Below are 26742 nucleotides of genomic sequence, written 5' to 3'. Positions count from 1 at the left end.
TGTTCAGCTGGTTCGCTCCTCGAGGAGCTACTGGGTCCATAGGCGTCCGTGTCGAGCTGCAACTCGGACGAATCGGTGGCTCCGGTTCTTGTTTCGTCCAGATCCGCTGTAGCGCTGCCGCAGGGGTTCGATCCGGTTCCGTCAGCGGTCAGTGCTGATGCTTTGTCCGGCGAGGGACGTCGATGCGGGAAATGTTGGTTTTGTGTTCGTACAGAGCGAGGTCGGCTCGGGTGAGCATGTCCTCGAGAGTCGACTCACCTGTGTTGTGTGCGATTCCGACGCTCAATTCGATCGAGAGGGTGGAGTCGTTCAAGTCGATGGGTGCGCGTGCTGCGCGGCGTAGTCGTCGGCGAAGTTGTTCGGGCTCGTTCGTCGTCAGTGGTTCGTCATCGTCGAACATCGCTATGACGAATTCGTCGCCCCCGATCCGGCCGAGGACAGTGTTGGAATTGCACAGGTCGGCGAGTCGGGCGGCGGTGATGCGTAGAACGTGATCGCCGACGAGATGGCCGTGGGTGTCGTTGATGGTCTTGAAGTTGTCGACGTCGATGAACAATATTGCTGTGGGGAGCGATATTTCGGCGCTGACCCTCTCGATTCGTTCGAACAGAGCAGATCGGTTCAGCACTCCTGTGAGGTCGTCGAGTCGGGATTTGGCGAGAAGTTCTCGGTATGCGTCGAGTAGTCGTGTGGCTCTGTGAACTGCATCGGTGACGTTGCGGAAACTGACTGCGACAACGTCCTCGACGTAGTTGGCGGTCACCTCCATGATCGTGTCGGGGCGAAAGAGTGCGGGTGCTTCGATGCTGACCTCGCCGCAGGTGAGCAACGCGTCGCGGTGAAGGTTGTCGAAGTAGGAGCCCTGGGTATCGGGGAGCGCGTCGTGCAGATGTCGTCCGATGAGCTGATCCCGGGCGATGCCGAGGTGCCGTTCGGTCTGCGTGTTGGCGTAACGGATGATCATGTCGCGGTCGAGAATCGCGAAGCCCAGCGAGACGGAGTCCAGAACTGTGCCGAGGCGCTCGCTCGTATCGATGAGCGGTCGGACCTGTGAAACCACTCCGGTCAGAACCGTCGGATGGCCATCGGGCGCGGTTTCCACGGCGACACTTCGAGTGAGAATGTGGCGAACGGTGCCGTCGGAGAGAACAACCCGGTAAATACACTCCGCACCGACGTCGGCGCTTGCGTCCTCGTAGAGTTGGACCAGCAGGTGCGCGTCGTCCGGGTGCACACGTTCGTGCCAGATCTCGATTGCAGGCCGGGGATCGAGGCCCGCCTCGAAGATGTCGGCGGCACGGGCATCCCATTCGAGCCGCCCGGTGTCGATGAAGTATCGGGTGATGCCTATCGATGCGTTCGGCGTCTCGATCCCCGAAACGTGATCGGGCCCCAGGTTGTCCTCACGATGTCGATCGCCCACGACAGCACGTCCGTTCCAGCTGCAACTGATCCGATAGGGAGTCTGCTCCGTTCTTCCCGATCGCGCCCGAGCTTTCGAGCGATCGGCCTCAACCAGAGCTCGGAGGCTGGACGCGTAGGTTGTAGCGTCGTCCCTTCAGCGGGGTGTCCTCGCTGTCTGGGTACGAGGCCGTGTCGGGTCGGTGGTTCGGACACCTTTCGCAGCGGGTGCATCGGTGTGGTGCGTGGGGCCTTCGGTGGATTCGCATGGAGCAATCGATGTTCGAGCGTGTCCCTACTCGGTTCGACCGAGGGCGGATTGACCTGGACCGATCCGGGCGAGAGCGCCTGGTCAGCAGCTGTGTGTTGCGTCCGGGTGGGTCCATCGATGTAACGGTCGATCCAGCTGGGGGTCAAGTGGTCGCAGGTTCGAATCCTGTCAGCCCGACACATTGCAGGTCGAAGACGGTTTCGGAGAAATCCGGGGCCGTCTTTTTTCGTCTGTATGCCGAGTGACTGTCACCGCCCGGCCTGTGGCGGTGAGCGGTGAGCGGTGTGGCCAGATGCTCTCGTGCGGCAGCGAATGCGCAGTCGACGAATGCGAGCGTGAAGACGGGCACGACTACATCGGTGGAAGTTGCAGGTGGTGCGGGCAACCGTTCGGGGATCTCCGCCTCGTTAGCGGTCCATGACATCGCCGGTAGGCATCTGGACTGTGTGCTTGCTCAGGTTGAGCCCGAGGTGTACAGGCGCCGACATCCTGCGGTCGGGTGTTGGTCCGAGGGATCACTGATCTAGGGCATCATGGGTCCATGAGCGATCTCGAGTACCTCGCCACTTTGCTTTCCGCGCTCGATGGAGAGATCGCGCGAATCTCTGCCGCCGAATCGGGCTCCGACGAACAGGCATCGGCCATCGACGACGCGGCCGATGCCGTCTTCCGGTTGCGCGAGAAGGTCAAGGCCGGGTACCCCGGCAAGAAGGCCTATTACATCGCGGCGTCGACCGATCCGAATGGGATCAGGGTCGAGGGTATTTCGGCGCTACCCAGCAAACGCGCCCACGAACTGGTTCGAGACGGTGGTTGGATGCACGCGGATTCCAGTACCGTCCTCGAAGCTCTCGATGACGACCGGCTCAGTCGGTACCACGCCATCGCGGGACGCGGTGTTGCGCAAACATTTCGAGACTCACGCGAATACTTGGCAGCGGCAACGGGACTTGCCGACAAGTAGACCTATTGGATCGTCCGTAGACGAAGAGCGAGATCGCTCGTGTACGAGGATCACATACTGAATGCCCCGCTGAAGTCGAGGGGTGAGGCCTCGAGGTGTCGACCGCGGGGAGTGGCGTCGATGAGTTCGCCGTCGTGGACGACAATCTCGCCGCCCACGATCACGGTGACCGGCTTTCCTCGAAGTCGGTGTCCCTCGTACGGGGTGTAGTCGGTCGCCATGTGGAGTGATTCGGTGGTCACCGTCCATTCCAGTTCGGGGTCCCAGATCGCGATGTCGGCGTCGGACCCCGGCATCAGTGAGCCTTTGCGTGGATAGAGGCCATTGGTGCGCGCTGGATTCGCCGAGGTCAACTCCACGAATCTGCTGGCCGTCAGACCCAATCCGTTCACGTAGTGCGAGTAGATCACCGGGAGACGCGTCTCGACTCCGGGGAGTCCGTTGGGCATATGCCGCACGTCGTGGCTGTGCACCTGCTTCTGTGCGGTGTCGTAGCAGCAATGGTCGGAACCGATGGTGGTGACGTGCCCGGTGAACAGGTGACGCCCGAGTTCCTCGACCACCTCGGCCGAGCGCAGCGGTGGGCAGCATACGAATCCTTCCGGTTGCTCACCCTCGTAGGCCGAGTCGTCGAGGATCAGATGGTGGGCGACCGATTCGGTGAAGGCAACAAGTCCTCGTTTGCGAGCGTCCGCGACCAGTTCGACGGCAGCCGGAGTGGACTGATGCACGAAGTAGACCGGTGCACTCTGTGATTCGGCGATCGCGAGAATGGCTGCGACCGAGGCGGTCTCGGCGAGCTCCGGCCGCGTTCGCGACATGTGTGCGGCATCGACACCGTCCGATGCCGCCGCGAGGTTCTGCGCGTCGGTGACGATCGCGTCGGATTCGCAGTGGATGATGACCATTCCGCCGAGGTCGCGAGTGGTCTGCATCGTGTTGAGGATGGTGTGTTCGTTGGCCATCGTCTCACCGGCATAGGTGGTGAACATCTTGACAGTTCGGATGCCGGCGTCGGCCAGCGTCTTCAGTTGGTCGGCCGTGGTGTCGGTCCACTCGACGACGCAGGCGTGCAGAGCCGAATCGCACAGTCCGCTCGACGCTTTCGCGCGCTGTACCTCGGCGGCGTCCAGCGGCTGTTGACCTGGACGGGGGATGGCGAAGTCGATGATCGTGGTGGTGCCGCCGAACACGGCCGCCGTCGTGCACTCCAAATACGAATCGAGCGAGGTGAATTCGCCGGAGGTGAACCCGACGTGGCAGTGTGGATCGACTCCACCCGGCATCACCAGTTTCCCGGTTGCATCGATGACCTCTGCTGCCGCGTCGACCTTGCTCCCTGGGGTGAGCACCGCAACGACTCTGCCGTCGTCGATGAGCAGGTCTGCCGGAGCGGCCCAGTGGGATTCGACGACCATCCCACCGCGCACGACCTTCATCGTGTGCTCGCGAGGTAGGCCAGCCATCCGCCGCGGTCACTGATGTCGGTGACACCGGCGGCCGTCAGATGGCTCTCGCGCATTCGCATCGACAGGGAGCCCGAGCCATCCGCCAACTCGATGACCCCGAGTTCGAGTTCCTTCGGTTCCCGGGGAAGGAGCTCGTCGCGCAATACGTCGTACTCGACCTCGTAGAGCTCGCCCGGTACCACGTATCCATCGGTTGTCACCGGGTGCAAACCGGGAAATTCGTTACGCACGGAGAAGAATCGGTATTTCGGTGCGGTATCGATTTTCCCCACGAATCGCGCCTTGTGCAACGCGTCGTTCAGGGTGCCGCCGGACATCGCCTGTCCGTTGACGAACATCGTGACCAGTGCCATTCAAAGCCTTCTTTCAGTGAGCTTGGATTCGGACGAGTCGGTTCGGAGAGAACGCTGTTACGTCGAGTTCTGGTTTCCTACCGTGCACCAGCTCGGTGAGGATGTGTCCCCAGAGCGGTGCGAAGGTGAAGGAGTAGGTGCCGCCTGCCACGAATAGTCCCGGGGCGCCGGCGAGTTCGCCGATGACCGGCATTTCGTCGGGCGTGGTGACCACGGGCCCGGTCCATGTATCGAGGAGCGCATTGTGGCTCAGCGCAGGCAGAAGCCGTCGAACCTGCTCCAGGTTTCCTGTGGTGCTGTCCGATCTGCTCGGGGCCGGCTCGCTGTCGTGGAACGCACCTGCAGGCCAGCCGCCGCCGAGGACGAGGCGTCCCGATCGATTCTGCTTGATCGACATTCCTTCCCCGACGTGCTGTACGAGCACTTCGAGCGTCCGGGGCGCGGCTTTCAGCGCGTGCATTTGCAACGACGTCGGGACGAGTTCGAGCGATATACCCGCCATCGCGGCGATCGGTGCCATCCACGGACCTGCAACGTCTATCACCACAGGTGCAATCCACGTCCCACCATTGGTGTCGACGGTCCAGACGTCACCGTCGTGGGTCAGTCCGATCACCGGTGCCGACGGGTGTACAGACGCTCCCTCGGCCGCGACCTGTCGCAACAGGGCAGGGCCTGCGAGGTCGGGTTCGGCGAATCCGTCCCACGGGCACCAGGTTGCGGCCTGAATGCTCGGGCCGAGCAGAGGTAGCGCCTGCCGCGCTTCGTCACCGCTCAGTACCTCCGTCGGAATCCCCGCATCGCGTTCCCATCGGTGCTTCGTGATGAGGGCGTGGACCTGCTCTTCGGTCTCGGCCACCATGAAGCCGCCGCACCGGTTCAGCCCGAGACCAGGCACGGTCTCGTCCAGCGTGTTCCACAATGTGCTCGTCGACTTCTGCAACGGAAGTAGCTGTTCGACGTCGACGGCTCGGCCCTGCCCAGGCCTGCGGGTGTGAATCGTCTGGATGTGCAGGTTGCCCGCGGTCGTACCCGAGCCGGCGGTGTTGGGCAGGGTGCGATCGAGTACAGCGACGCGGGATCCCGCGCGGGTGAGGGCGAGAGCCGTTGCTGCGCCGACGATTCCGGCTCCGATGACAACGACGTCGACTTCAGTTCGCATGCACAGCTCCTAAGGTCGCGTAGGCATCGTCGATACCCGATTCGACGATGACCGATTGCAGCGAGGCAAGCGTGTCGGCGTCGGTGACCGGAAGCAGTGGTTCTCGCACAGTGCCTCCTGGTTGACCGAGAAGGTTCATCACGGCCTTCAACTGAGGGATGGGGGAGGCGTAGACGCCGCTGTAGTCCGAGGCGATGAGCCGGCCCGAAAACGCGCGGTAACGATCGACCCACATGCGCGCGGTGTCGGCGTCCCGTGCAGCGACGGCCTCGTAGAACGGCACCGCGAAGGGCGCGCCCACCCCACCTCCGTCGATGTTGCCGTCCCCGCCCAGCTCGAGCAGCGTGGCAAGGCCGCGTCGATGCAGAAAACTCCCGAATACACGGACGCGGTCTGACACGGCCTCGACGGTGTCGAGCATGGCGAGCCAATCACCGGTGCTGTCTTTGATCGCGACGACGTTGTCCAGGTCGGCCAGTCGAGAGAACAAGTCGGGTGAAGTTCCCATGTCGACCGCAACGCCCCGTGGCCAGTTGTAGGCCATGAACGGCAGTGATGTTGCGGTGCTGACGCTTCGGTAGTACTGGAATGTCTCTTCCGCCGAGGTGTGTACGTAGGGCGGAGGCGTCGCCAGTATGCCGTCCGCGCCGACGGAAGCAGCGTGCTTCGCGAGCGCGGAGGACTGCGCAGCTGTGTACGCGCTGACACCGATCACGACAGGGAAGCGGCCTGCGACTGCATCGATCGATGCTTCCGTTACGGTCTTTCGTTCGTGGTCGCTCTGGCTGAACCATTCGCCTGTGCTGCCGTTCACGAGTACACCGTGAACTCCCGTCTGCGCGTAGAGATTCATCAAGTCGAAAATTGCCTCGGTATCGACGGCACCCGACTGCGTGAACGGTGTGGGGGCAGCGGGCCAGTAGCCGGACCACGCGACATCATCGCGATTCATGGGAGTGCCTTTCGGGCTCGGGACGATCGACGACGCGTCGTACCCGCATTTGTGGGATCGATTGCATAGACTGCCTTCGGGGTGGTCGAGTCGTCAAGCCGGAAACGTACTTGTAACGCGACCACGGTCGAATATGTCTGTCCGAGGTGTGAAGCAAGAGAACGGAGAACCGATGGCGGTCACCTTGATCGACGTTGCGAGCGCTGCTGGGGTTTCGCGCAGCACGGCATCACGCGCGTTGAGTGGATCGTCGCTGATCTCGGCGGAGACACGGGCAGCGGTGGAGGATGCGGCCAGGGTTCTCGGGTATCGGCCGAACAGGGCCGCGAGCGCGCTGCGCTCCAACCGGTCGCATTTGATCGGTCTGGTCATGAACAACCTGCTCAACGCGACCTTTCACACTGTCGCCGAGGTCGTCCAAAAGAGGGCAGCAGCCAGTGGATTTCAGGTACTGCTCTGCATCACCGATGCCGATCCGGCGCGCGAGGACGACGTACTGGCCATGCTGGGCGAGCACGGCGTCGACGGAACCATCGTGATCGGCAGCGGTCGAAGTGCTGCGGCGTCGAATGCGCTTCTGGAGCAGGGCCGAGCGGTGGTCAACCTGATTCGTTCGGTGAAGGGGAGCTCTGCGTCGACGGTGCTGGCAGATGACGTAACGGGTGCTCGCGACGCGACAGCGCACCTGATCGAGCTCGGGCACAGTCGTATCGGGTATGTCGGTGGAAACGAGGATGCGACGTCCGGACGTGAGCGCTACGAGGGCTATCGACTGGCGCTGGCCGACGCAGGCATTCCGGTCGACGAGACGATCGTCCGGAAAGGCTCGTTCACCACGGAGTTCGGCGCCGAAGCGATCAATTCGTTACTGGATGCACCCCAGGCGATGACTGCTCTCTACGCGGCCAACCATGAGGCTGTCTTCGGCATCCTGCCCACGCTCGTCGGCAGAGGAGTGTCGGTGCCGGACGAGTTGTCGCTGATCTGCCACGAGGACATGCCGTGGCTCGCGATGTGGCAGCCGGCAATCACAGTCGTCGACAACGGTGCCGCTCAGTTGGCGAATGTGGCAATGGACCTGCTGTTCCAGCAGATCAAGGATTCGCTCGAACCCGATGGGCGCACGTATCGAATCGGTGCTCGTCTGGTGGAGCGGTCGTCGTGTGCCGCACTGTGATCGGTGAGCGCGATCACCTGCGAACGGTTAACAGTTGATGTACCGCGTGTCGGCAGTGTTAACCGCGTTGACGCCTCCGAATTCGTCTGCGACGCTTGATGCAATCGATCCCAAAAGATCGATTCTTCTCGAACAACTCCCTCATCGTCGCTGCCGCCCCGTCCTCGAACGTGTAGTGCTGCAGTCGATATGGAAAGGCTCGCTCAATGCGTAAGTTAACAGGAATCGCCGCTATTGCTGTCGTGGTGGCCGGCCTCACTGCCTGTAGTTCCTCGGACGATTCCGTAGCCGCGCCGACGGACTGCACACCCACGCTCGGTGCTTCGGACCTTGCCGAAGAAGGCGTACTGACGATGGCCACCAACGCGACTCTTCCGCCGATGCAGTACGTCGATCCGAACGGCGACGTGATCGGCATGCGTGTCGACCTCGGTAAGGAGATCGCCAAGCGCCTGTGTTTGACGCCGAAGTTCGTCAACATCGAGTTCGAGGCACAGATTCCCGGTGTGCAGGCCGGCCGTTGGGACATGATCGACACCGGAATGTTCTACACGCCTGCACGTGCCGAGACCATCGATCTCGTTCCGTACGAGGTGCAGGCAGTCTCGATCTCGGTGCCGTCGGGCAACCCCGAATCGATCTCCAGCGTGGACGACCTGGCGGGCAAGACCATCGGGGTCGAAGCGCCCGGATACGAATTCGACACGCTGACCGCCATGGCCGAGCAGTTTGCGGCCGAAGGAAAGCCGGCGCTGACAGTGCAGACATTCAAAACCAATGCCGATGCCTATCAAGCGCTTTCGGCAGGCCAGCTCGACGGCACGTCCATCGTCGAGTCGGTCACGTCGTTCTACCAGGAAGACGGACGATTCGAGACAGCCGTCGGTGGAATCAACGAGGCACCTCTGGCCATGGGATTCGCGAAGGACAGCAAATCCTCCGCAGAGGTGGCGCGTGTGCTGTCGGAGATGAGGAGCGACGGATATCTGCCCGACCTGTTCGAGCAGTACGACGTCACCGGATACGACGGCGATATTGCCGTGAGCACCGGTCCTCTCGACAGCTGATCCGACCAACGTAAGTCGAAAGGCACCCACATGTGGTCCTGGGACGCATTCTTCTCCATCCTGACGAGCACCCAGCTGCTCGAGGGCGCGTGGGTCACGATCTGGCTCACCGTAGTCAGCATGATCCTCGGACTCGCTCTCGCAGTGGTGGTCGCCTCCGCGCGATCATCCAAGCTCGCACCCCTGCGGATAGTCGCCGGGTTCTACGTGTGGCTGATGCGCGGCACGCCTCTACTGGTGCAGTTGGTGATCATCTATACCGGACTTCCTCAGGTCGGCATCAAATTGGGCGTGATCGAGGCGGCACTCGTGGGCCTGGTTCTCAACGAAGCCGCATACCTGTCGGAAATAGTCCGTTCCGGATTGCTCTCGGTTCCGACCGGACAGACCGAAGCGGCACGAGCCCTCGGCATGTCGCCCACGAAGGTCTTCCGCGTGGTGGTTCTCCCACAGGCGCTGCGGGTGATGATTCCTCCACTCGGCAACAGCTTCAACGGGTTGCTCAAGACCACAACTCTGGTGTCGGTCATCTCCGTACAGGAATTGCTGAGACGGACCCAGTTCCTGGTGCAGGTGAATTTCCGAGTGCTGGAAGGGCTCTGCGCCGCAGCGTTGTACTTCCTGGTGCTGACGACTCTGTGGGGGTTGATTCAGAAGATGATCGAAGTACGGGTAGGGCGTGGATACGACCGCAATTACCGCCGTAAGGGCGGTCCGTCGAGTCCGAAGCTCGACGACAGCGCAATGAAAGCCGAGGCCGTGAACCGATGACCAGTGCGACGTCTGCTACCAGGAAGGCCACGACGATGGTCGAGGTCAGGAACATGACCAAGGCCTACAACGATCTCGTCGTCCTCGACGACATCGATTTCACGGTGGACAAAGGGGAAGTGGTCCTGCTGCTCGGGCCGTCGGGAAGTGGAAAGAGCACCTTGCTGCGCACGCTCAACTGTCTCGAGACCATTGAATCCGGGACCGTCCGAGTGTGCGGCGAGATGATGGGCTTCTCGGAAGGGGTCAAGCGAACGCCGCTGTCGGAGGCGCAGATCGCCAAGCAGCGGCACCACACAGGAATGGTGTTCCAGAGCTTCAACCTGTTTCCCATGATGACGGCGCTGGACAACGTCGCATCGGGCCCACGTCATGTCCTCGGCACGCAGAAGGACAAGGCGCGCAGGCAAGCTCAGGAACTACTCGACCTCGTCGGCCTTGCAGACAAGGGAGAGAACTATCCGTCACAACTGTCCGGTGGTCAGCAGCAACGCGTGGCGATCGCACGAGCGTTGGCAATGAAGCCCGAAGTGATGTTGTTCGACGAGCCCACCTCTGCCCTCGATCCCGAGATGGTCAACGAGGTGCTCGACGTCATGCTTCGACTCCGCGACGAGGGTATGACGATGGTGGTGGTGAGCCACGAAATGGGCTTCGCGAAAGCGGCCGCAGACCGAGTCGTTTTCATGAGCGACGGGAAGATCGTGGAGGAAGCACCTCCGCGCGAGTTCTTCGACGATCCAAAAAATGCTCGTACACAACAGTTCTTGAGTCGTATCCTCTGACCGGCCTAAGCGGGGCCAACCATGCGTGCCGTAGGCCGAATGAATGAATGTCGGGCGTCTTCGACTCACACCGTCACGCTGTGAATAGGGTGAGCAGTCGGAGTCCGATTTGTCCGACAGGAGCGTGTCAGCGTGAGTTCACCCATTCTCGTCAAGGGTCAGAACATTTCTCTGCCGGACGACGTGACCGAACTGGATGTCATCGTGTCCTGGGTAGACCCGGAGCGAGATCTCGATGCGTCTGCATTGCTGGTGAATTCGAGCGGGCACGTTCGGTCCGATGCAGACTTCGTCTTCTACAACCAGCCGGAGTCCGCGGACGCGACCGTACGCTACCGCGGGAGCAGTAGCACCGACGAAGGCAAACAGGAACGAGTGTCGATCCATCTCGATTCTCTCGCAGCCGAAGTCGAGAAGGTGGTCATCGCGGGTAGCTCCGACGATGTTCCATTGGGTGACTTCGGGAAACTGTCGATGCAGGTGCGGGATCAAGCAGGTTCGGTGCTCGGGGAGTTCCTCACTGCCGATGCGTCGTCGGAACGAGCATTGGTGTTCGGGGAGGTGTACCGACGGAACGGCGTGTGGAAACTACGCGCGGTCGGTCAGGGCTGGGAATCCGGATTGGGTGGTTTGGCCCAGGACTTCGGCGTCGACGTCGACGACGGCGAGCCCGAAGCTTCGGCGAATGAAGTTGTCGTGGTCGAGGTCGCCGACTCGCACGTGCTGGCCGTCGATACGACCGGTGAGATCGTCGACGTCTCGGTTGTCGATGTCGAACCGCCGAAACGCGGCGTTCGCACCAAGAAGCCCGTTGCCAAGAAGGTCGCGCCGCCTCAGTTCACCCTGGCCGGGGGAGAGGGGTGGCAGACGGCTCGCCTGTTCTCCGTGTCCGGTGTCGGATCCGGTGAGGAGCAGGAGAAGAGGGCCACCTCGGCGCTGATCGCGACGATGCAGGCGGTTCGTCCGTTCGCTCGCGCAATCTGCGCACATGCCGGAGCGCCGTCCGGTCCCTTCGAGGGCTACCTCGAAGTGCAGTTCGTCAAGGGCGAGGGCAAGGTCATCCCCGACGGTGTGTTTCGAGTATCGCGCGCGGGCCAAGTGTGGACAGCGTTGCTGGAAGTGAAAACCGGCACCGGCAAGCTACAGAAAGAGCAGCTCGAGAATTACCTCGATGTCGCAAAACGACATAAGTACGAGACCGTTCTGAGTTTGTCCAACGACATTCCGGCCTCCGCCGGTGAGCTCCCGGTCCAGGTGAACAAGACCAAGCTGAACAAGGTCTCCCTGCGGCATATCTCCTGGTCCGAGGTCATTCACGAGGCTCGAATGTTGTTGTCGCACGGCGACCTTGCGGAGCCACTGCAAGCATGGATTCTGAGCGAATTCGTCCGGTATCTGACGCACCCGAAGTCAGGCGCGACGGAGTTCGTCGACATGGGTCGCCACTGGGTTGCAGTTCGCGACTCGGTCACCGCAGGAACGCTTCGCTCCGGCGATGTGAAGGCCTTGTCGGTGGCGAATACATGGGCGTCGCTGTCCAGGCACCTGGCCTTGCGGATGACTGCCGATCTCGGCGTTCCGGTGAAGCATCACCTCCCGAGGAAGTTCAGCGGAGATCCCCAGGCGCGCAACGAGTACATCGTCGAGCAACTCGTTGCCTCCGGTTGTCTCTCGGCCACATTGCGCATTCCTGATGCCGCCGGAGATGTCACTGTCGAAGCGGACCTGCGTACCAACAAGATTCAGTGCAGCACCGCTATCGACGCTCCGACCGACGGGACCGCGCTCCGACGAGCATCATGGCTGCTCAAGCAATTGAAGAACGCTCCTGCCGACATCCTGGTCGAAGCCGTGTTCGCAGACCCAGGCGAAATATCCTGCGAGAACTTGGCGACAGTGCGCTCGGACACCAAATCGTTGACCGCAGGCCGGATCAGCGAACTGCAGTACTTCACGCTGACGTCACCGACCAAGATGGGTAGCAAGCGCTCGGGCTCTGCGGCCAGCTTCATCGGAAGTGTGACCGACGGCCTCGATTCCTTCTACCGCGACGTCGTGCAACCGCTGAAGCCATGGGTCCCGTCGGCCCCGGAATCGTCGTCCACCGACACTGCGGTCGACTGATTGCGCGACTGTACGAGTTGCCCCGACGTCGTCACTGATCCGGGCCCGCAGTGAAATTCAGTCGAGTATCGCCGTCGCCTCGACCTCCACGAGTACGTCCGGTTCGAAGAGGTAGTCGACTCCGATGAGCGAGGCGGGCGGCATGGGAGTCGGAAGTCCTATGTCGACTGCGACCTGTTCGACACCTGTCATGAACTCGCCGATCTTCTCCGGTGCCCAATGGGTGACATAGAAGGTCAATCGCACCACGTCGCTGAATGTCGCACCCGCACCTGCCAATCCGATGGCAGTATTTCTCAGCGCGTGTGCAACCTGACCCGCAAGGTCGCCAGGGGCCACCGGGGCACCGTCGACGCGGCGTGCGATCTGGCCACTGACGTGTACGTGGCGCGTTCCGGTACCTACGGCTACATGGTGGTACGGCACGTGCTGAGTCATGCCTTCCGGGCTGGAATAGATGACGGACATCGGCTTCTCCTCGATGGTTGCGGCTAGGTATATTATTGATACCTGGTGCACGAAAGTAACTTCAAGGAGACGTGGTTTCATGACCGATACCCCGGCCGTGCAGGACGAACTCACCATCAGCGCGCCCCATCGCGAGTTGCTCGATCAGGTACTCGACAAATGGTCGCTGGCGGTGCTCGACGTACTCTGCGAACAACCCTCCCGCTTCAACGAACTGCGTCGCGCCATCCCGAACGTGACACAGAAATCGCTCACCGCGACATTGCGCAAACTCGAACGAAACGGTGTCGTCGAAAGGGTCCTGCTCAGTTCGCGTCCCGTCGCCGTCGAGTACCGAATCACGCGACTGGGGAAGACCCTTCGGATGCCGATCGACGCCATCTTGCAATGGGCTACCGACCACATGCCGGAGATCGAACGAGCTCGCGCGGACTTCGACCTCCTGTGACGACGGTCCGAGTCGGCAACTCGAGATGCAGTGTCACTCGAACTCGAGATGGCCGAAGATTGAAGCTGGCGAATTCTGGGCAAGCGGTAGTCATGACAGAGAATTCCAAAGTCACAGTCGAACGCACCATCGAAGCACCCGTCGACGCGGTATTCGATGTGCTGTCCAATCCCGAGCGGCATCAAGCTCTCGATGGATCCGGGTTCGTCCGGAGCGTGGACCACGCCGACCGCATTCAGAAGGTCGGCGAGAAATTCACGATGAACATGCAGGGCGATCACATGGGCGGCGAGTACCAGACCGACAATGTGGTGAGCGGCTACATCAAAGACAAGCTGCTCGCGTGGAAGACGGCGCCCGCCGGCAACGAGCCTCCCGGCTGGGAATGGCTGTGGGAGCTCGAATCTCAGGGCCCCAACGAGACGCTGGTCCGCCACACCTACGACTGGTCCAAGGTCACGGACAAGAAGTTGCTCCAGCAGATCAAGTTTCCGCTGGTGACCGAAGATCAGTTGAACGACACACTCGCTCGACTGGCAGTCGAAGCGACGTCCTGATCTCGAGCCGCAGGTCTCAGGTCAGCCGAAGAACGCTGTGCTGTCGAGATTTTCGATCGGCATCCAACGTCGAGGAACATCCTTCGCCGTAGTCTCTGCCGAAAGATCGACTCCACGGACGGCCAATGCGGACGTCGGCATCTGATCGACGATCAGACTGATGGCGTACGTAGCGGCCGTTACGTGGAGGCACGGATCGATTCTTCCGGAGCAGGTACAGAACGCTCCGGTGGCGTCGGGGACCGGCGACAACTTTTCCGCTACAAGTTCGGCGTGAACCTCATCGGGGAGGTCACCGCTGCTCGCACCTCCGCGCGTGTGGCGGGCGAGAATGCGCATCACCGACTTTCGTTCCGTCGCCGTGTATCGGGGCAGTGAGAGCACAGCCGTCTCACTCTTCATGCCCGCGGACACGACGCAGCGGAACTCACCGATTTGGTTGCGGTTCACGACAACCGAATCGTTGCGCACAAGACTGCGCGCCCGCGGCAGTATTGGGTTCGGCCGAGTGACAGCGATGGGCTCGACGCGCCGGATCCACTCTTTCCCCCAAGGAGTCGACCCGAATACCGCGGCCCGAGGTGTTGTGGCCATCAGCGTGACACCGTCCTCAGTGACAGCGTCTCGCGCAAAGTCGAATCATCGAGTGCCGCCAGGGCCAACTCGTTGTTGCTCTCGGTCAAACCAGCGATCGCCTTCTTGCGGGTATGGAGTGATGCGATGTGCTCCTCCAGAGTTCCCTCCGTCGTCAGTGCCATGACCGTCACCGGCGACTTCTGTCCGATTCGGTGCACTCGGTCGGTGGCTTGCGCTTCGACCGCGGGATTCCACCATCGGTCGTAGTGAATCACCGTGTCGGCGCGGGTGAGATTGAGGCCGTACCCCGCCGCGCGCAGACTGAGAATCATGACGGGGGATCGGTTGCCGTTCTGAAACTGCTCGACCATCTCGTCGCGCTTGTCTACGTCGAGTCCGCCGTGGAAGAACGGAATCGGAGCTCCGGTGAGGTTCTCGAGGTGCTCGGCCAGTATTTCCCCGGTTCGGCGGTACTGCGTGAACACGAGCGCAGCTCGCGAGGACTCGGTGAGCTCCTCGATGATGTCGGTGAGCCTGTCGAGTTTGCCGGAGCGATCGGCCAGGCGACTCACATCGCCCTTGACGAGCCCAGGATGGTTGCAGATCAGTTTGAGTTGGGTGAGCAGCGCCAGTACTGCCGTTCCCCGTCCACGGTCGGTGCCGAAACCGGTGTCGAATGCTTCCTCGACGGCCGAGTTGTACAGCAGCGCCTGCTCATTCGAGATCGGACACAGAACGTCGATGTGGTGCTTCGGCGGCAGATCCGTTGCAACCTCGGCCTTGGTCCGGCGGAGGACGACCGGCGCGATCGCGCTCGACAGTTGTGCGAGTGCGGTCGCCGAACCTCCTTGCTCGATGGGTGCCGAGAATCGTCGGGTGAACCGAGCCCGGGTTCCGAGCAGTCCGGGATTGGTGAGATCGATCAGTGCCCAGAGTTCGTCCATTCGGTTTTCGACGGGAGTGCCGGTCAGGGCTATCCGCGTGGTGGACTTCAGTCGACGTGCTGCGCGAGCAATCTTGGTCCGCGAGTTCTTCATCACGTGCGCCTCATCGAAGAACACAGTGCTCCACGATATTTCGCTCAATCGATCTGTGTCGGTGCGCAGGGTGGGGTACCCGGTGACGGTCACCGAGCCTGGCTCGGCGCAGTGCTCGAGGGTGCGAGACGGTCCGCGGTACACGTTGACGACCAATTCGCCGTCAGAGAAGTTCTCGATCTCACGGCGCCAGTTGCTGATCAGCGACGTCGGGCAGACGACCAGGTAGCTGCCCTCGCCTCGCCGCGCTCCGACGATCATGTGCGAAATGGCCTGGAGCGTCTTGCCCAGCCCCATCTCGTCGGCGAGGATTCCGCCGCCGCCGATCTCCTGAACCGTCGGCACCCAGGACGCACCGTGCAGTTGATAGGGCCTCGGAGTGAAGGTCGACGTACTCTCGGTCAGATCGTCTTGCATGCGCAGGCTGGCGCGGAGCGCGTCAGCGGCACCATGTGCAGTCAGCACGCTGGAGCCGCCGGCATTGGGAACAGCGTGCGCCGCAGGCGGGAGTGCATCGACGAGATCTCGTGGAACCCCGCTCACGTCGGGATTGTGCTCGACGTAGTTCAGGATCGCCAACCATCCGCGTGCCGACATGCCTTCCGCAGAGCCGGCTGCGGTTCGGAGCTCGCCACCGTTCGCCGCCACGAGTTGCGCGTCCACAGTGCGCACGGCAACGGTGCCGTCCGCGCCGGGAACCGCAAGATCGACGGGAGTGGACTCGCCTCCAGGCGTCGCCCCCGGTGTGTTGTGCCAGACGGCGAAACAATGACGCTGCGGCAGATAGGTGACGTGCGGAGCTGGGTCTGTGTCGGCGGTCGAAAGCATGCACCCTCCGGCGAAGTTCGCTGCCTCGGCTGGGTCCGAAGCTGCCAACACCGTACGCCGTCCGGTGACATTGTGCCGCATCCGGAAACGGCTTGACTTTTCCCAAAATTACTGTCCTACAGTGCCATCGGATAAGACTCCGCGATGGATCGGATCAGGATTGCTCGCCAGAACACCACCACGTCGTGCGGCCGCCCACCGTTCCGCGGGCCATCGGCGCACCACATCGAGGGCACGCCGCATCCGTTTTTCGGAACGGAATGATCTCCCCGGTATGTACGCCACCCTTCTTTATCGCTGATCTGATCGCGCGGCGCAGAACAACTCGGAGCTCGTCGAGTTCCTCCGTCGTGAGTGTCTTGGCGCGCCTGGATGGGGATTGCTCGCTCTGCCACAGCACCTCATCGGCCAGTAGATTGCCGACGCCTGCAATGGCGGACTGATCGAGTAGTCGGGCTTTGAGAGGTGCACCACTGGAACCGATTCGGTGACGGAAGTTGTCGCGGGTGATCTCCGCGGCATCCGGGCCGAGAGCGTCGATATCGGGTTCGAGTCGAACCCGGCCGAGGCGGCGCTTGTCGAAGAGTCGGAGGTGCCCACCGTCGTCGAACGTCATGGAGAACCGCGTCCACTCCGGCTTGTCGGTCGGACGCTCACCGACATGTGGATCGCCGCCTCCGTACTGCGAGGTCCGCTCACCGTCGGGAGCGGTGACGATGACGCGTCCGCCCATGCCCAGGTGAATGCCCAGAGTCGGGCCGCTCGAGCCGTCGGCCGTGACGGTTTCGCACCACATCGCCTTGCCGCGTCGCCGCGCCTCGGTGAGTTTCCCGCCCGTCAGTGCGCGGGCGATATCGCCCGGCATGTGTGGTCGGCACTCGAACGTGTCGGTGTCATCGATGTCCACGATGACGCGACCGAGAGCTTTCTCGACGACCTGTCGGGCGTTTTCCACTTCGGGTAGTTCCGGCATGCATCCGGTGTACCCAATTCGTGGGCACTATGCGCGGTCGGCCGATCCGAGTGGGTCAGTCCCAGTAGGGCGGCTCGATGTCGGGGTGGTCGGTGACGGTATCGATGGCCGTTTCGGCCAGAACGCGGTCGACGGCCTCGGCGCTGCCTGCGACCGTGGCGAAGTGGGGGTCGACATCATTGGTGATGCACCACGCACGATCCGCAGGCCAGATGAACGCGGGATCGGGTGAGTCGCCGTACGGCCAGAGGATTGGATCGTCGCTGCTCCAATTCGCATAGTCCGCGAGTGAACCTCGAAATAGAAAGTAGTCACGGTTGGGGACCTCGAACCTCGGCTGTGAGGCGATGTCGATCGAACTCCACCCGTCCCACAGAGCGAAGTAGCACTCGTCCGGCGTGGTCGTGTAGTGAGACAGGAGGTCGAGTGCCACGCCGACCTGTGCCAATTCGCTGATCTTCTGCTCGAAGTCGACGTCGCTGGTGCGCTGCCCCGGAAAGTCAGGATCGGGAATGAACAACACCCGCAAGTACTTCTCGAACCCGACCGGACCGCGACCGGCCAAGCGGTACCACGGCAAATTCTGATCGATCAGCCACTGGCCGGCCGACGCGTCTTCACACAACTCGAAGCTCACGTAGTCATTGTGACTCACGGTGTGGCTGGTGGACCCCAGTGCTCAGCCGATTCGACTCGATGGCCGACCTCTCACGATGTCGGCACACTTCGATCGGTGTGCGCATCGGGCTGTCCGTACACACCTTGGTATCTGGCGAAGAGTCGATCGATGGACTCCTGCGGAATCGGGTCGGGATCTCCGAGTTGGCGAGCCACGTACATCGCCTTGGCGACGTCCTCGACCATCACCGCCGCCTTCACCGCGTCACGCGCATCGGTTCCGATCGTGAACGGTCCGTGGTTGGCCATCAGCACGGCGCGGCTGCGGTGGCCACGAAGAGTGTCGACGATGCCGCGACCGATCGAATCGTCGCCGATGACGGCGAACGGGCCGATCGGAATCGGCCCACCGAACTCGTCGGCCATCGCGGTGATGCAGCACGGTATCGGAATGCCCAATGCCGACCATGCGACTGCATAGGTGGAGTGCGTGTGCACCACTCCGCCCACCTCCGGCATGTTCCGATACACGTACGCGTGCGCAGCGGTATCGCTCGACGGGTTCCTGTGTGAACCAACGGAATCGGGGACCACCTGCCCGTCCAGGGTGCACAGAATCAGGTCCTCGGGGCCGAGGTCGTCGTACGCGACGCCGCTGGGCTTGATCACCATCAGGTCGCTGCCGACGACCCGTTCGGAGACGTTGCCGCCGGTCCACACGACGAGTTCGTTTCGGACCAGCTCGGCGTGCAGCTCTGCCACACGCAGCCGCGCGGATGCAATGTTCGCTCCGATCGTCATGGCACGTCTCCTGTTTCGTCGTCGGCAGATTCCACGATGCCGAACTGATATTCGGTCGCGCTTCGGTAGGTCTCACCGGGATACAGCTCGACAGAGGGGAATTCGGGGCGGTTGGGCGAGTCGGTGAAATGCTCCGGCTCCAACGCGATGGCATCTCCTTGGCGATAGATGCGACCGCTGGTGCCCACCAGAGATGCATCTAGGAAGTTGCCCGTGTAGACGTCGAGCCCCGGCTCGGTGGTCCACACCGCAAGAACTCGGCCCGAGATCGGCTCGACAAGTTCTGCAGCACACTCGAAAGCGTTTGCAGAGTATTCCTTCCTCAGCGCAAAATTGTGGTCGTACCCTCGACCGAGAACCAGCTGCTCGTGGTTGTCCCGAATCCGATCTCCGATGCGCCGTGATTCACGGAAGTCGAACGGAGTGTTCTCGACGGCGGCGAGTTCGCCGGTCGGCACCAGCTGCGAGGTCACGGGAAGGAACGCGTCGGCCTCCACCTTGAGCAGATGGTCCAGCACACTTCCCGAGCCCTCGCCGGCGAGGTTGAAATAGCTGTGACCGGTCATGTTGACCACCGTCGCTGCGTCGGTGGTGGCCGTATAGGTCACTCGCAGAGAATTGCGGTCACGGATGAGCTCGTACGCCACCTCGACGGTGAGGTTTCCGGGAAAACCGTTGTCCCCATCCGGGCTGACGGTCGACAATCGAACGCCGACCGCTTCGGAACTGCCGATGGCCTGCATGTCCCAGACCCGACGGTCGAAACCGCTGCTGCCGCCGTGCACCGTACCGAACTCGTCGTTTCGATCCAGTGTGTAGGTCGCATCGCCCAACGCGAACGTCGCATCGAGAATTCGGTTGGCGTAGCGGCCGATCAGGGCGCCGAAGTACGAGTTCGACGCCTCGTAGCTCTCGAGATCTGCGAAACCGAGGACGACATTGGTGGTCTCACCGTGCCGATCCGGAACGTCGAGAGTATGCAGGATTCCACCGAAGGACAGGATCGAGGCCGTCATTCCACGGTCGTTGCACAGGACGGCGCGCTGCACTGTGTGTCCGTCATGAGTGGTCCCGAACGGTCGAAGCTCGACAGTGCTCATCGGGCCACCGCCCCTCCGTCGACAACCGTGCCCAGGTAATCGGTCCCGGACAGTCCTCGTCGCCGTGCGAACCTTTTGAGCAGGTCGTGGTCGATCTCGGTGTTGATGGTGTCGGCACTCGTCACGCTCAGTGCAGACAGCGCCGTGGCAACCTCGTTGGCGGTGACGAGATCGAGGCCTGCGGCGGACCCCAGAATGAGTCCACCGAGGTGGGCGTCTCCCGCACCCGCGGTGTTGGATGCCTCCACGGTGACGGGCTCCTGGTGATGAAGAGTGTCGCCATCCCACACCCAGCTTCCGGCCCGACCTGCGGTGATGCAGAACCTCAGATTCGGATTGGCGTGCCGAAGATCGGTGCAGGCTCGATCGACGGCGCGCTGCGGATCGGCCGGTGCACTGTGATCGGACAGTGCTGCGGCCTCGTCGATGTTGATCGACAGCACATCGACGAGATCGAGTACTCCGTCCGCTGCCGCCTGTCGGATCTCTCCGGACAGGAAGGACGCGAATCGAAGGAATCCGTGTCGAGTGGCGCTACGTAACAGTGCAACACGTGCGTCGAGGGTGACCTCGGGTGCGGACAGGGCGATGCCGCGCCCTGCGTGCTCCGCGAAGAGCGCTTCCGCGGACTCGATATCCGCCGAGGTGACGGCGGAACTGGCAGAGTCGCCGACAGTGAGGTTCCCACCGTCGCCGTCCGGGTAGCCGAAGCAGACGGAATGCAATGTCGGACGGCTCTCGTCGACACCGACGTGAGTGACGTCCATTCCCTCGGCGGCGAGTTCTGCGACAACTGAGTGGCCCATCGCGTCGTTGCCGACCCGCCCGACCGGCACGACGCGAAGAGACGCGGGTGCCAGCCGAGCGATGTAATGGGTGATGATGTGCAGCTTGCAACGGTCCTGCACATCGAGCATTCGGACGGTTCTGCTCTCCTCGCGCCCGAGGGTGTGATTGCCCTCGAGCGCCAACGACGTGCCGGTTCCCAAACCACCCGTGCCGATGACGATGTCGTACGGATGTAGCTGTTCGCCGGTCACTGAGAGAGGTCCCACGCCGGGTTGAGCGAGATGACGTGCTCCGCGGTTGCGACGGTGGCAGTCAGGAGGGCATCAGGGTGGTCCTGGAGCAGGGTGACCGGGTATTCGGGGGTTTGATCGGAGAACAGCGCAACCCGCAATGCGGTCTGCTTCCACGCACCTGTGTCGCTGAACAGTCGAATCTTGCGTGCTGCCAGTATCTCCCGCATACCCAACGTGACGGACATGGGCGGCACGAACTGATAGGCACCACCGAGTGTGCGCTGTGAGAGCGCGATGATGGTGTCCACGTTGTTGTCCTGGATACGTGCCACGGAGTTCTTCAGATCGTCGACGCTGATTTCGCTGAATGCATTGCGTCGAGCTTGGTTGTAGGCCACATGGCCGTCCTGTCCCCAGCCGCCGTACGCCAGGTCCGCAGGCTCGGCGATGAGTGCCGCTGAGATGTGCAGCAGAGTATCCGGGTTGAGCCAGTGACGCTGCTCGATCGGTGGGCGGAGGTCACTGTCGATCGCGCCGTAGAAGTCGCGTTCCATTGTTCCGCGGAAGTTGTAGGGGTGATTCGAAGGCACCTCCTGGCCCTGCCAGTCCAGGCATTCGTCCATGTGGAACACCTCCAGGTTGTGGAGATTCACCCTGCCGCTGTTGACCATCTGGGCGAACGGTGCCATCCACGCGGTCGGTCCACACGGGAGGATCACTCGATACATGCGGCCGGCCTGTTGGGCGGCCGCGACGGAATCGACGAATTCTCGAGCCATGATGCGGCCCATGGCATTCGAGTCCTCGACCATGCGGAAGGGGACCCGGCGGTCGGGGTGATTCTCCAGCTCGGCCGCGGGAACGGAGCACCATTCGAGCAGGGACGACTTCGAGATTTTTTGCACAGCAGTTCTCCTTGGATGAAGACGAGTGATGTGAGCAGGCAGAGAGCCCGCCCTGTGAACGAAAGCCCTGGATCAGGGCAGGGGATTGAGCGCGTCGAACGCGCGCGCAGTTGCCTTGTGTAGCGCGCCGACAACGCCGCCGTCGCCGCCGAACGTCGCCAGCTGGATGTCCGGCATGATCGGAACGAGTGTGCTCAGATCGTCTCGCAGCGAATCCAGAAGCAGCTCTCCGCCTTTGGACAATCCACCGGCAACGAGAACGCGTTCGGGATTGATGACGCATACGGCCGCAGCGATACCGGCCGCGATTCGATAGGCCATCCGGTCGAAGACATCCACAGAGGCGGTATCACCTTCGCGAACGCCGCGGAAGATCACTTCGGCGTCGACACTGTCGGCGTCACCGTCTGCCAATTCCAACAACCGAGCGCCACCGGGCTCCAGTGCTGCGGCACGGCCGTGTCTTGCCCACGCACGACCACCCGCGGCCCATTCCCAGGCACCTATCCGGCTGCCTGCGGGTGGTTCGTCGCCGAAGCTGAGCGGTAGATAGCCGAGCTCACCTGCTGCACCGGAGGCACCTCGACTCAACTCGCCTCGCACGATGATTCCACCGCCGATGCCGATCCCGAGATGGACGTACAGGACGGTATCGATCCCTTTCGCCGCTCCCGCAATGGATTCCGCGAGCACCGACAGGTCCGTCTGGCGTTCGACGAACACCCTTGTCGGATCGCAGCCGATGCATTCGGCCACTGCAGCACGAAGGTCGAGTCCGTCCCACCCGGCGATCTGCGGAGCCAGGCTGACGACATTCGTCTGCGGATCCACCACGCCGGGGGTGCTGACGACGACGGTGTGGAACTGTTCGGCAGTACCGTCACCGGTGGGGCGGATCGCCGATACGGCTTGCTCGACCAGTCCGAGAAGGTAACCCCTATCGGGCTTTTCGCGGCGAGTTCGTACCTCGGAAGAGGCGAGTACGTCACCGGCGAAAGTAGACGAGCGCGCGCTCACCTTGTCGGCACCGATATCGATCCCCAGTAGCACTCCGTGATGCGTGGTGACTCTCAAAGACAGTGCAGGACGGCCTTGTTGACGCTCCGCGGACTTGGGCTGAAATTCCTCCAGCAGACCCTCGGCGATCAGGTCGTCGCAGATCTCCTTGATGGAAGTCTTGGACAGCTTGATGATCGAGCCCAGCTGCGTTCTGGTGATGCCGCGATTACTGTGCACCACATCGAGAATCGAACGGCGGTTGCGCACTCTCGCACGCTGCGGACTGTCGAACAACGGAGCTGTGCTCACCCGCGGTCCCTCGAATCGACCGCGAGAGGTTCGACGACTGTCCCCTCGACCGCAGTCGGCCCGGTGGAGAGGAATGCAGCTACCGCAGCGGCGGTGACCAAGCAGATCGCCGCGATGTTCCCCAGATTGCCGGGGTACGACGGCCACGGGAAGAACTGGTAGTAGAGCGGCGCGAGCAAAATGAGAACCGCGAGGGACGGCAGAACCACGTGGACAACGAGATTGGTGCCTCGCGATGCACGATCGCGGGTGTGGTACGCGATGCATGCAATGCAGGTCATGATGTAGATGATGATAGCAAAGACCGTGATCATGGCCCCGAGCACGCTGAAGGCGGCCACCGGACCGAGTGCAAGTCCGAGCACCAGCGCAACGACGATCGTCAGGCCGGTTTGAAAGTAGATGGCGAAGGTCGGTGTCGCGTGGGTGGGATGAGTTCGACCGAATCGAGCGGGTAGTCGACCCATTCGGCCGAACGCGAACACGATTCGGGAGGCGGCGATTGTCCCGGCGTTCGCATTTCCGATGAAACTGTTGACCAGAGCGAACAGGACGAGCACCCACAGTGGACCCCAGAACTTGTGCGCCAGATCGATCCACGGGCTGTCTGCGGACGCGAAGTCGGCCATGTTGTTCGGACCCCAACCGATCACTGCGCTGTACGAGCACAGGAAGTAGAACAACCCGCATGCCAACGCGGAGTACATGATCGTGCGCGGAATGGTTCGGCGCGCGTCCTTCGTCTCCTCGGCGAGTGGGGCGGCGGTCTCGAATCCCTGAAATGCCAGGATCGAGAACACCACGGCCTTGAAGATGCCCGACCAGCCGGGTTCGAGGGCATTGGACGGATCGAAGACGGCGAGGGTGTTCTGGTCTCCTCCGTCGACGATCATCCACACAGCCAGCACGGCGATGATGCCGATCTCGGCGATTCCGAACACGACACCGGTGGCAGTCGACTGCTTGACCCCACGCACGTTCAGGAAGCACACCAGCAGCGCAGCAGGGATGACGAAGGCCCACCAGGGGATGTCCACACCCAGGGACGAATTGATCGTTCCCGACGCGAACTGGCCGAAGAACACGAAGACGATGGGGGAGATCATGAGCTCGAGCGGCGCGTACAGCCACCCGACGAAGGTGCCTGCGCGCCGACCGAGGCACTGTTCGACGTAGTCCGCCAAGCCGCCTGCCGAGCTGAACACGCGGGCCAACGAGCCGACGGCCACGCCGACGAGGAGCACGACAACCAGAGCGAGCAGGACCGCCAGGGGTGTCGCAGGTCCGGCGAACGACACTGCGATCAGCAGTGACGACGCCACCCCCGATGCCGGTCCCATGTGCGTCAGTGCTTGGAAGACTCCTTGAACGAGGCCGATCGAGTTGGTGTTCAGAGATTGGTGAGGTGTTGCTTCTGTCATGTCGCTCCCAATTAGATCGGACACTGTCCGTACTTAACATTGGAGAACGTATTCCACGCCATGACCTGCAGCAATAGCGCAGGCGTTACTAATGAGTTACGAAATTTCTCGAACCGGACATTCAAGATTCAGCGCAGTCCTACCGGTGCGACACGCGATCGGCTACCGCCGGTGCCACCCCGAAGTTCCGGTTCGCACTGGAATCGCGATGTCGTGTGTCTCGGACTGGGTAGTGCCTCCGACCACGTGGCCCATCGCGTTCTGCGTCACCTCGTGGTCGGATCCGGTCCATCGCTCTTCTCGTTGACGCCGATACTGGTTCCAAGACGGGATGGTGAATTGCTCGACCATCGTGTCGGCCACGTCCGGGCTGCGGTACAGGTTCCAGGAATACGCGCCCGTTCGTTTCCGTGCAGCGCCCACCGGTGCCATCGACGAGATGAACTCGCTGACAGCGTCTTTGGTGACTCGATAGGTAATCGCGACGCGCACCGGACCGTCCTCGGGCACGGGTTCGAGCAGGACCGTCGGGGTGGGCCATGCAACGGAGACAGCTCGGTCGAGAGTCCCCGTCTCGGGGCGCAAGGGGAGCACCGCAACACTGGCCGCCACCACAACGAGTACACCGACCGCCACCGCCAGTGCATCGACTATGCCGATTCTGGACGCCAGCCAACCCCACGCCAGTGAGCCGACAGCCTGCGTGCCCATGAACACCAGCAGGTACACCGACATACCGCGAGCACGCACCCATGACGCAAGCGACAGTCGGATCGATGCGTTCAGTGCGGTCAAGGTAGTGATCCACGCGATGCCCGAGAGCAACAGCGCCGGCACCACCAACCACAACGGTAGCCACGCAACTGCCGCTGTCCCGACGGCGTATCCGACAGCCGAACCGATGAGAAGGGTGTTCGCACCGAAGTTCTTCCTCCACACGGGCGTCAGCGCGACGCCCGCGATGGCTCCGACACCCAGGACACCCAACAGAACGCCGTACCCGACGGCCCCGAGCCCGAGGACCGCCGACGAAGCCGACGGTAGAAGCGCCCACAGCGCGGACGCCGGAAATGCGAACAGCGCCGAGCGCAGGATGATTCGCCGAATCACCGGACCGGATCGGATGTAGCGCAGCCCGGAGACGATCGACTCTGCCAAACCCTCTCGATCCACGACGACGTCGCGGGGGCGCTTCCACGCGATCAAGACACCCAGCGTGGCAAGGAAGGACACCACGTTGATAGCGAACACGAACGTCGGACCGGCGACGGCCACCAGGACTCCGGCCAGTGCCGGCCCGATCGCTCTCGCACCGTTCACGGTGACACCCCCGAGCGCGGACGCCGCCGGAATTTGCTCACGCGGGACCAGTTCCGGCTGAATCGCCTGCCATGCAGGAGCGGACAGAGACGACCAGTAACCAAGAACGAACGTGCATGCGAGCAATCCCCACGGCGACAAGGTGTCGGTCCACGCGAGTGCGGTGAGAATGCCTGCGGTGAGCATCGAAGCGAATCCGACGACGATCAGGAGGACCCGGCGATCGAGCGCATTCGCCAACGCCCCGGCCAACAGGGCCAGCATCAGGGTGGGGAGCAGACTGGCCGTTTGCACAGCTGCGATGACGGTGGTCGACGCTTCTCGCTCGACAAGGAACCACTGGGCACCGACGGTCTGCATCCACCCACCGATGTTGGAGACCAACTGCGCGATGAACAGGCTGCGGTACATAGTGTTTCGTGGCGGAGCCCATGCCGATGTACCAGCAATCGTGTTCAATGATCTTCGCTCTCTTTCGAGTCGGACCAAGGTGGCGACAGTGGTCGCCACCTTGGGCGGCTGTGTTTACTTCGCGATGAACATCGGAACGGTGAGCGCTTTGAGATCCTCGGTGAAGTCGGTCTCCGAGAAGGCCTTCACACAATCGTAGGCAACAGCAACAGCGCCACGTCCGGGAATTCGGACCGGATACGCAATGCCGCATCGAGCCCCTCAGCGGTGTACGACGGCGGCATCCTGATGTCGATGATCGCCGGGTCGGGCTGGTCTCGGGCGAGCAGCGCAAGCAGTTCCTCGGCATCGCCTGCTCGGCCGACAACGCTCAGACCTGCGTCGGTGAGCAGGCTGGACATGCCCTCGCGCAGCAGCACGTCGTCGTCTGCGATCACCACTCGAATGTCGGAC

At 62.3% G+C, this 26742-nt stretch carries 26 protein-coding genes and 1 pseudogene; 8 read left to right on the top strand and 19 right to left on the bottom strand.

What is annotated here, in order from left to right:
- Positions 1 to 148: 148 nt before the first annotated feature.
- Positions 149 to 1423 carry a GGDEF domain-containing protein gene (locus CH274_RS09680; protein ID WP_094657217.1) on the bottom strand — a complete coding sequence of 425 codons (1275 nt, stop codon included), beginning with the start codon at positions 1421 to 1423 and terminating at the stop codon, positions 149 to 151.
- Between the two features lie 790 nt (positions 1424 to 2213).
- Between CH274_RS09680 and CH274_RS09670 the strand changes: the two genes are divergently transcribed.
- Complete coding sequence (locus CH274_RS09670) at positions 2214 to 2636, top strand: hypothetical protein (RefSeq protein WP_045195027.1); 423 nt, start codon at positions 2214 to 2216, stop codon at positions 2634 to 2636.
- Positions 2637 to 2686: 50 nt separating this feature from the next.
- On the opposite strand, the gene hydA is transcribed toward CH274_RS09670, so the two are convergent.
- Genes hydA through CH274_RS09650 form a run of 4 tightly spaced genes read right to left on the bottom strand, consistent with a single transcriptional unit; the run spans position 2687 to position 6572 of the window.
- Positions 2687 to 4075: a dihydropyrimidinase gene (gene hydA / locus CH274_RS09665; protein ID WP_094657306.1), complete on the bottom strand. Its 1389-nt coding sequence runs from the start codon at positions 4073 to 4075 to the stop codon at positions 2687 to 2689.
- On the bottom strand, positions 4072 to 4458 hold the full coding sequence (locus CH274_RS09660; RefSeq protein WP_032398172.1) for an allophanate hydrolase-related protein: 387 nt from the start codon (positions 4456 to 4458) through the stop codon (positions 4072 to 4074). The genes hydA and CH274_RS09660 overlap by 4 nt, the downstream gene beginning before the upstream one ends.
- Before the next feature lie 13 nt (positions 4459 to 4471).
- A complete protein-coding gene (locus CH274_RS09655; RefSeq protein ID WP_094657216.1) occupies positions 4472 to 5620 on the bottom strand; it encodes an NAD(P)/FAD-dependent oxidoreductase in 1149 nt (382 codons plus the stop codon).
- Positions 5610 to 6572: a dihydrodipicolinate synthase family protein gene (locus CH274_RS09650; RefSeq protein WP_032398170.1), complete on the bottom strand. Its 963-nt coding sequence runs from the start codon at positions 6570 to 6572 to the stop codon at positions 5610 to 5612. The genes CH274_RS09655 and CH274_RS09650 overlap by 11 nt, the downstream gene beginning before the upstream one ends.
- A gap of 172 nt (positions 6573 to 6744) precedes the next feature.
- Here CH274_RS09650 and CH274_RS09645 point away from each other — a divergent pair, with 172 nt between their 5' ends.
- The 5 genes from CH274_RS09645 to CH274_RS09625 all read left to right on the top strand — a co-directional run bounded on the left by CH274_RS09645 (position 6745) and on the right by CH274_RS09625 (position 12496).
- Positions 6745 to 7749 (top strand): LacI family DNA-binding transcriptional regulator, encoded by a 1005-nt coding sequence (locus tag CH274_RS09645; RefSeq protein WP_094657305.1) that lies wholly within the window; start codon positions 6745 to 6747, stop codon positions 7747 to 7749.
- A 206-nt stretch (positions 7750 to 7955) separates the two neighbouring features.
- Positions 7956 to 8816 carry an ABC transporter substrate-binding protein gene (locus CH274_RS09640; RefSeq protein WP_094629409.1) on the top strand — a complete coding sequence of 287 codons (861 nt, stop codon included), beginning with the start codon at positions 7956 to 7958 and terminating at the stop codon, positions 8814 to 8816.
- A gap of 30 nt (positions 8817 to 8846) precedes the next feature.
- Positions 8847 to 9587 carry an amino acid ABC transporter permease gene (locus CH274_RS09635; RefSeq protein ID WP_094629410.1) on the top strand — a complete coding sequence of 247 codons (741 nt, stop codon included), beginning with the start codon at positions 8847 to 8849 and terminating at the stop codon, positions 9585 to 9587.
- Positions 9584 to 10372 (top strand): amino acid ABC transporter ATP-binding protein, encoded by a 789-nt coding sequence (locus CH274_RS09630; RefSeq protein WP_306436598.1) that lies wholly within the window; start codon positions 9584 to 9586, stop codon positions 10370 to 10372. Before CH274_RS09635 ends, CH274_RS09630 begins: the two co-directional genes overlap by 4 nt.
- A 132-nt stretch (positions 10373 to 10504) precedes the next feature.
- Positions 10505 to 12496: a TerD family protein gene (locus CH274_RS09625; RefSeq protein WP_094647856.1), complete on the top strand. Its 1992-nt coding sequence runs from the start codon at positions 10505 to 10507 to the stop codon at positions 12494 to 12496.
- A 57-nt stretch (positions 12497 to 12553) separates the two neighbouring features.
- Here CH274_RS09625 and CH274_RS09620 read toward each other — a convergent pair whose 3' ends face one another.
- Positions 12554 to 12964 carry a RidA family protein gene (locus CH274_RS09620; RefSeq protein WP_094629412.1) on the bottom strand — a complete coding sequence of 137 codons (411 nt, stop codon included), beginning with the start codon at positions 12962 to 12964 and terminating at the stop codon, positions 12554 to 12556.
- A 79-nt stretch (positions 12965 to 13043) separates the two neighbouring features.
- Here CH274_RS09620 and CH274_RS09615 point away from each other — a divergent pair, with 79 nt between their 5' ends.
- Positions 13044 to 13412: a winged helix-turn-helix transcriptional regulator gene (locus CH274_RS09615; RefSeq protein WP_032398165.1), complete on the top strand. Its 369-nt coding sequence runs from the start codon at positions 13044 to 13046 to the stop codon at positions 13410 to 13412.
- 92 nt (positions 13413 to 13504) lie between these two features.
- A complete protein-coding gene (locus CH274_RS09610) occupies positions 13505 to 13969 on the top strand; it encodes an SRPBCC family protein (protein WP_032398164.1) in 465 nt (154 codons plus the stop codon).
- Between the two features lie 21 nt (positions 13970 to 13990).
- On the opposite strand, the gene CH274_RS09605 is transcribed toward CH274_RS09610, so the two are convergent.
- The 13 genes and pseudogenes from CH274_RS09605 to CH274_RS09545 form a co-directional block, all read right to left on the bottom strand.
- Complete coding sequence (locus CH274_RS09605) at positions 13991 to 14419, bottom strand: hypothetical protein (RefSeq protein ID WP_143546540.1); 429 nt, start codon at positions 14417 to 14419, stop codon at positions 13991 to 13993.
- Between the two features lie 143 nt (positions 14420 to 14562).
- The gene (locus CH274_RS09600; protein WP_179275678.1) at positions 14563 to 16410 is read right to left on the bottom strand and encodes a DEAD/DEAH box helicase; all 1848 of its coding nucleotides are present in this window, start codon (positions 16408 to 16410) and stop codon (positions 14563 to 14565) included.
- Positions 16411 to 16564: 154 nt separating this feature from the next.
- Positions 16565 to 17383 carry an Fpg/Nei family DNA glycosylase gene (locus CH274_RS09595; protein ID WP_094657213.1) on the bottom strand — a complete coding sequence of 273 codons (819 nt, stop codon included), beginning with the start codon at positions 17381 to 17383 and terminating at the stop codon, positions 16565 to 16567.
- Positions 17384 to 17438: 55 nt separating this feature from the next.
- On the bottom strand, positions 17439 to 18020 hold the full coding sequence (locus tag CH274_RS09590; RefSeq protein WP_094657303.1) for a hypothetical protein: 582 nt from the start codon (positions 18018 to 18020) through the stop codon (positions 17439 to 17441).
- Positions 18021 to 18091: 71 nt separating this feature from the next.
- Positions 18092 to 18802, bottom strand: coding sequence for an L-ribulose-5-phosphate 4-epimerase (locus tag CH274_RS09585; RefSeq protein ID WP_094657212.1), 711 nt, complete (start codon positions 18800 to 18802; stop codon positions 18092 to 18094).
- Positions 18799 to 19902, bottom strand: a complete 1104-nt coding sequence (locus tag CH274_RS09580) for an aldose epimerase family protein (RefSeq protein ID WP_094657211.1) — start codon at positions 19900 to 19902, stop codon at positions 18799 to 18801. The genes CH274_RS09585 and CH274_RS09580 overlap by 4 nt, the downstream gene beginning before the upstream one ends.
- Positions 19899 to 20942: a carbohydrate kinase family protein gene (locus tag CH274_RS09575; protein ID WP_094657210.1), complete on the bottom strand. Its 1044-nt coding sequence runs from the start codon at positions 20940 to 20942 to the stop codon at positions 19899 to 19901. The genes CH274_RS09580 and CH274_RS09575 overlap by 4 nt, the downstream gene beginning before the upstream one ends.
- Positions 20939 to 21829 (bottom strand): 6-phosphogluconolactonase, encoded by an 891-nt coding sequence (locus CH274_RS09570; protein ID WP_218829199.1) that lies wholly within the window; start codon positions 21827 to 21829, stop codon positions 20939 to 20941. Before CH274_RS09570 ends, CH274_RS09575 begins: the two co-directional genes overlap by 4 nt.
- Before the next feature lie 72 nt (positions 21830 to 21901).
- Complete coding sequence (locus CH274_RS09565) at positions 21902 to 23137, bottom strand: ROK family transcriptional regulator (RefSeq protein WP_179275677.1); 1236 nt, start codon at positions 23135 to 23137, stop codon at positions 21902 to 21904.
- Positions 23134 to 24558 (bottom strand): APC family permease, encoded by a 1425-nt coding sequence (locus CH274_RS09560; RefSeq protein WP_094657208.1) that lies wholly within the window; start codon positions 24556 to 24558, stop codon positions 23134 to 23136. The genes CH274_RS09565 and CH274_RS09560 overlap by 4 nt, the downstream gene beginning before the upstream one ends.
- A 162-nt stretch (positions 24559 to 24720) precedes the next feature.
- Positions 24721 to 26388, bottom strand: coding sequence for an MFS transporter (locus tag CH274_RS09555; RefSeq protein WP_373453915.1), 1668 nt, complete (start codon positions 26386 to 26388; stop codon positions 24721 to 24723).
- A gap of 18 nt (positions 26389 to 26406) precedes the next feature.
- A pseudogene (locus tag CH274_RS29965) lies at positions 26407 to 26499 on the bottom strand (alpha/beta fold hydrolase); the annotation flags it as partial.
- Positions 26475 to 26690: a response regulator gene (locus CH274_RS09545; RefSeq protein WP_373453919.1), complete on the bottom strand. Its 216-nt coding sequence runs from the start codon at positions 26688 to 26690 to the stop codon at positions 26475 to 26477. The gene CH274_RS09545 and the pseudogene CH274_RS29965, both read right to left, overlap by 25 nt.
- Positions 26691 to 26742: the final 52 nt, after the last annotated feature.

It is taken from the genome of Rhodococcus sp. 06-418-5 (genome assembly GCF_002258285.1).
Taxonomy (GTDB): domain Bacteria; phylum Actinomycetota; class Actinomycetes; order Mycobacteriales; family Mycobacteriaceae; genus Rhodococcoides.
The sequence above is the reverse complement of the archived record's forward strand: the minus strand, read 5'-3'. Positions and strand labels throughout refer to the sequence as shown.

Excerpts from the sequence above, each read along its gene's own strand:
- CH274_RS09610 (WP_032398164.1), top strand. The coding sequence starts at position 13,505 with ATGACAGAGAATTCCAAAGTCACAGTCGAACGCACCATCGAAGCACCC.
- CH274_RS09595 (WP_094657213.1), bottom strand. The coding sequence starts at position 17,383 with ATGCCGGAACTACCCGAAGTGGAAAACGCCCGACAGGTCGTCGAGAAA.
- CH274_RS09620 (WP_094629412.1), bottom strand. The coding sequence starts at position 12,964 with ATGTCCGTCATCTATTCCAGCCCGGAAGGCATGACTCAGCACGTGCCG.
- CH274_RS09645 (WP_094657305.1), top strand. The coding sequence starts at position 6,745 with ATGGCGGTCACCTTGATCGACGTTGCGAGCGCTGCTGGGGTTTCGCGC.
- CH274_RS09600 (WP_179275678.1), bottom strand. The coding sequence starts at position 16,410 with ATGCTTTCGACCGCCGACACAGACCCAGCTCCGCACGTCACCTATCTG.
- CH274_RS09545 (WP_373453919.1), bottom strand. The coding sequence starts at position 26,690 with ATGTCCAGCCTGCTCACCGACGCAGGTCTGAGCGTTGTCGGCCGAGCA.
- CH274_RS09670 (WP_045195027.1), top strand. The coding sequence starts at position 2,214 with ATGAGCGATCTCGAGTACCTCGCCACTTTGCTTTCCGCGCTCGATGGA.
- CH274_RS09615 (WP_032398165.1), top strand. The coding sequence starts at position 13,044 with ATGACCGATACCCCGGCCGTGCAGGACGAACTCACCATCAGCGCGCCC.
- CH274_RS09660 (WP_032398172.1), bottom strand. The coding sequence starts at position 4,458 with ATGGCACTGGTCACGATGTTCGTCAACGGACAGGCGATGTCCGGCGGC.
- CH274_RS09580 (WP_094657211.1), bottom strand. The coding sequence starts at position 19,902 with ATGAGCACTGTCGAGCTTCGACCGTTCGGGACCACTCATGACGGACAC.
- CH274_RS09655 (WP_094657216.1), bottom strand. The coding sequence starts at position 5,620 with ATGCGAACTGAAGTCGACGTCGTTGTCATCGGAGCCGGAATCGTCGGC.
- hydA (WP_094657306.1), bottom strand. The coding sequence starts at position 4,075 with ATGAAGGTCGTGCGCGGTGGGATGGTCGTCGAATCCCACTGGGCCGCT.
- CH274_RS09560 (WP_094657208.1), bottom strand. The coding sequence starts at position 24,558 with ATGACAGAAGCAACACCTCACCAATCTCTGAACACCAACTCGATCGGC.
- CH274_RS09635 (WP_094629410.1), top strand. The coding sequence starts at position 8,847 with ATGTGGTCCTGGGACGCATTCTTCTCCATCCTGACGAGCACCCAGCTG.
- CH274_RS09630 (WP_306436598.1), top strand. The coding sequence starts at position 9,584 with ATGACCAGTGCGACGTCTGCTACCAGGAAGGCCACGACGATGGTCGAG.
- CH274_RS09650 (WP_032398170.1), bottom strand. The coding sequence starts at position 6,572 with ATGAATCGCGATGATGTCGCGTGGTCCGGCTACTGGCCCGCTGCCCCC.
- CH274_RS09585 (WP_094657212.1), bottom strand. The coding sequence starts at position 18,802 with ATGACGATCGGAGCGAACATTGCATCCGCGCGGCTGCGTGTGGCAGAG.
- CH274_RS09640 (WP_094629409.1), top strand. The coding sequence starts at position 7,956 with ATGCGTAAGTTAACAGGAATCGCCGCTATTGCTGTCGTGGTGGCCGGC.